Source organism: Archangium sp. (assembly GCF_036388035.1).
Classification (GTDB): domain Bacteria; phylum Myxococcota; class Myxococcia; order Myxococcales; family Myxococcaceae; genus Archangium.
Genome location: NZ_DASVSO010000613.1, coordinates 1 through 3,970, shown reverse-complemented (window position 1 = coordinate 3,970; position 3,970 = coordinate 1). Strand labels below are relative to the sequence as shown.

General features: G+C 68.4%; 2 protein-coding genes. One reads left to right on the top strand and one right to left on the bottom strand.

Features of this window, described 5'->3' with window-relative positions; genetic code table 11:
- The coding region (locus VF697_RS25080) for an insulinase family protein (protein ID WP_331099182.1) at window positions 1-1,218 on the bottom strand (1,218 nt) is incomplete at its 3' end.
- Between the two features lie 196 nt (window positions 1,219-1,414).
- Here VF697_RS25080 and VF697_RS25075 point away from each other — a divergent pair.
- Entirely contained in the window at window positions 1,415-3,154 is a 1,740-nt protein-coding gene (locus VF697_RS25075; protein WP_331099180.1) for a hypothetical protein, read from the top strand.
- Window positions 3,155-3,970 lie beyond the last annotated feature (816 nt).

Here is a 3,970-nt window from a genome sequence, read left to right as displayed (position 1 = left end):
GTCCTTGAACCAGCCCGAGGCCACCTCGCTCAGGGCCGCCGGGGTGAGCGACTCGATCGCGGCCGGCAGGTCCGCCCCATACCAGCCCGGGCGGTGGCGTGCGAGCCGGAGCTCCTCGGCCACCTGGAGCGGATCCCCATCGGCCAGCCGAAGCCGGTGGAGCGTGGCCTGTTGGTGGCGCTCGAAGGAGCCGGGGGTAAGCTTGCCCTCGCCTACCGCGAGGACTTCCTCGCGCAGGAAGCGGCCCAGGTCGAGTCCCGAGCGCTCCGAGGCCGGGAGGATCAGCGCGAACACGTCGAGCGCGGGAGTCAATACGGGCGTGGAGGAGAAGCCGTAGCCCACGCCCGCGCTGCGGAAGCGGTTGTAGAGGCGCTCCTCCAGGAGCGAGGCGAGGACGCGTGCCGCCGCCGCGTGGTGGGCCGACTCGATGCGCAGCGGGTAGGCGAACACCTGGACCTCGCGCCCGGCGGGCACCTTGCGTTCGAAGGGCAGCGAGAGCTTGGGGGGAGCGAGCCGACGGGGGACCCCACCGTGGAAGCCCTCCACCAGCTTGCGCAGGGCCTGCGCGTCGAAGCGACCGGTGGCGATGAGGGTGGCGTTGCGCGGCGCCAGCCACAGGGACAGGTACTGGCGCACCCGCTGCGGCTCCAGATCCTCGATCTTCTTCACTGAGCCCAGGTGCGGGTCCCGGTAGCGTTGATCCTCGAGCAGCGCATGCGTCAGCAGCATCTCCAACCAGTTGTCCTGGTCGAGCGGGCGCTCGTCGCGCTGGGTCCGTTCCACCGCGTCCTTGAAGCGACGCGGCTCGAATTTGGGCGAGAGGAGGGCGGTGAGGAGCGTGCGGGCGAGCGCGTCGAACTCCTCCGGAGGCGCGGTGAGGGTGAAGCGGCTCTCGTGCAGCCCGGTGCGCAGCTCGAGTGTGGCGGCGGACTTATAGAGGGAGAGCGCGAGCTTCTCGTAGGTGGTGCGAGCGTTGGCGTGCAGCAGCGACTGCTGCGACACCCGCGTCAGCCCGTTCTCGAAGTTGTCGTCCACGGCGCCCACGTCGAAGACGATGGTGAGCGTGGAGCGGCTTGCCTCGCGCGGGGCGAGCAGCAGCAGCGGATGCTCCGGCGAGGGGCGGAAGGTCTCCACCTCGAAGGGAAGGGCGAGCACCGGGGGCGCCAGCAGGAGCAACCATGCGGCGCAGAAGAGGAACGCGGAGCGTGTGGGGCGCATGAAGCGGGGGGACTGGAAACGGAGGAGCGGGCGCGGCAGGCTGGGAGGACGCGGGAATATGGAAGTCGCACGGCCTGGGTGCCGCGGATGCTCCGCGAAGAATGTCATGACCGTCGCGTCTCCGTCTTCCTGCTCTCTCTGTCACCGACCCCTCACCCCGAGTAGGGGCGACTTCTGTGCTCACTGTGGCGCCCCGGTGGCACGCGACGGCGAGCCGCTTGCCACCGAGGAGGCCGGTCTGGAGCTGGACTGGGATGCGTCGCCCGCCCTCGCGGCCCGGCGGATGGCCATGCAGCCGGGGGCTCCCGAGGAGGAGCAGGTCGTACCGCTCTCCGAAGCTGAACTGGCGCTGGACGGGACGGAGCCCCCCGCCCCCGGAAGCGTGATGCCTCCGGGTGGGCTCGCGTCGACGAGGACCGAGCCGCTTCCCAGTGCACCTGTCGCGGTGGCCCGGGAGCTTCCGTCCGCCGGAGCGGACGTGGAGGAGGCGCCGCGTGAGCCAGCCTGGGGGTTATTCGCACTCGGAGTGTTGACGCTGGTGGGAACGGGCGGGGCACTGCTCATCCAGGAGGCGCTGCCGGAGCGTTTCCCGTCGCTGCTGGAGATGGTGGTACTGAGGCCGGCACTCACGGGAGTGCCCTCGGACTTCTTTCCGACGTCCGCGTGGGGGCTGGCGCTGCTGTCCTGGGGGCTGCTCGCCCTGGCCTTGGGAGTGGGGCACCGGCTGGCTCTGCGGGCCGGCTCGCCGCTCGAGATAGGCGGACTGGAGTCGGTGGCGCTCGTCCTCGTGCCGGGGCTCGGCCTGGTGGGCGGGCCGTACGTGCTGAGGGCGCTGGGGAAGGCCGCCGAGTCCCGGAAGGCGGGGAGCCGGTTGAGGCTGGGCGAGCGGGCCTTGCTGGCCGTGCTGCTCTACGCGGGAGCGGTGGCGCTGACGATTGCCGAGGCCCGGAGTCCCGGGGCGCTCGTACACGCAGCGGCGCTGGTGGCGCGGCTTCTGTCGGGAGCGGCTTTCGCCGCGGTGCTGGCCGGCGTGGGACGGGCGTTCGGGGTGCTGGCGCGTTGCGGTGGGAGGCCGGTGGGAAGGACGCGCGGGGAGGGCTCGGGCCCAGCCCTCGTCTGGGCGGGGATGCTGGCGGCCACCGGTGTCGCCCTCGCGGGAGTGTGGTTCTTCCGGAGCGAGTGGAGGGCCTGCGAGCCGGGGACGGCGCTGCGCCACACGTCGGGCCCAGGCGGTGAGCGGGTGAGCGCGTGCGTGCTGCCCAGTGGAAGGAGGCAGGGGCCGGAGTGGGTGCGAGGCTCGGACGGGCGGCTGCTCGCGAGTGGCAAGTACCACGCGGGGCAACGGCACGGCTCCTTCCGCACGCTGAGCGAGAAGGGCGTGCTGCTGGAGGAGCGGACCTATGCGGAGGGCCGGCCGCACGGGACGTGGACGTTGTACCAGCCGAGCGGGGAGCGCTTGTTGGCGGAGGGGTACGCGGACGGCCTGCTCGAAGGCCCGAGCACCCTCTACCACCCCAACGGCAACCCGAGGTTCCTCAAGAACTACCAGAAGGGTGTGGCGCACGGCCCGCATTCAACGTGGTTCGAGTCGGGCTTGGTGGAGGTGGAGGGGGCGTTCGAACAGGGCAAGCCGTCGGGGTGGTGGGCGCAGCGGGACCAGGAGGGGAAGGTCGCCAGGCAATGGAGCGCCGGGGTGACGGCGAGCGAGGACACTGCGGGGGTATTGGCGCTGGGCGTATCCAACGGGGGCACGCTGCGAGCCGGCCATACGCCGCGGTGGTGGAAGGAGAGGCTCGAGTTGCTCCGGAACAAGGCCGCGAGGGACCCGACCTTCGTCGCGCTCTACGAACTCACACTGCGGCGCGCCCGGGCCAACGGCTTCACGGTCTTCGAGAAGCCCGAGGGAATGGTGGTAGCGCTACAGCCCGTGCCATGAGCGACGGACGCCTGCCTGCTCGGCTACAGGTGACATGAACGCGAGGTTACGGCCGAGCGTCTGTATGAACGGCTGGTTCCAGAGCGGGAGGCCGATCGTTGGGCCGGCCTCCGCTGCTTTTCGAAAGACGAAATACGATCTTGGCAAGCGCGGTTGACTCCTGACGCGGCGGTGGTACAAGCCGCACCCCTCGGACGGGAAAGCGAAGTCGCAACGGCGACGGGAGCTCCCGAGCGAGATTGAAAGATGAAATACGAAGTCAACGAGCGGAGTTGACACCTGACGCGGCGGTGGTAGAAGCCGCCTCCCCTCGAAACGGCGAAGTCGCGAAGGCGACAGAGCCGAATCGGCGGGAAAGAAGGAGTCGACGAAGTCGGTTGACAGGGAAGGCGGAAACGAAGTAGGTTCCGCGCCCCCCCTCGAAAGAGAAGAAACAAAGCGCTCCGGTGCGATGTTACTTTCCAACGAGGTGAAGCGGTGAAACGGAGCGACATCGGTCGCTTGACAGAAAAACCGCTTCGAAATAGAAAGCGCAGCCCCGAAGTTGAATAGGGTGCAGCTGAGAAGTAGAAGGACGGTAGCACACAGTCGCGAGAGCAACAAGCGGCTCGGTCTTTGAAAACCAAATAGCAAGCCCAAGAAGACAGATTGCGGAAACCGCAGTCAATTCTAAGCGGTGCCTCAAGAGAGTCGGCGAGAGTCGATTCCGAGGTACCTTGAACAGCGAAGTCGGGAGTTCCTTAGCCGGACCCTGACGATGCCGGTTCAAAATTCTTCAAAATTCAATTGGAGAGTTTGATCCTGGCTCAGAACGAA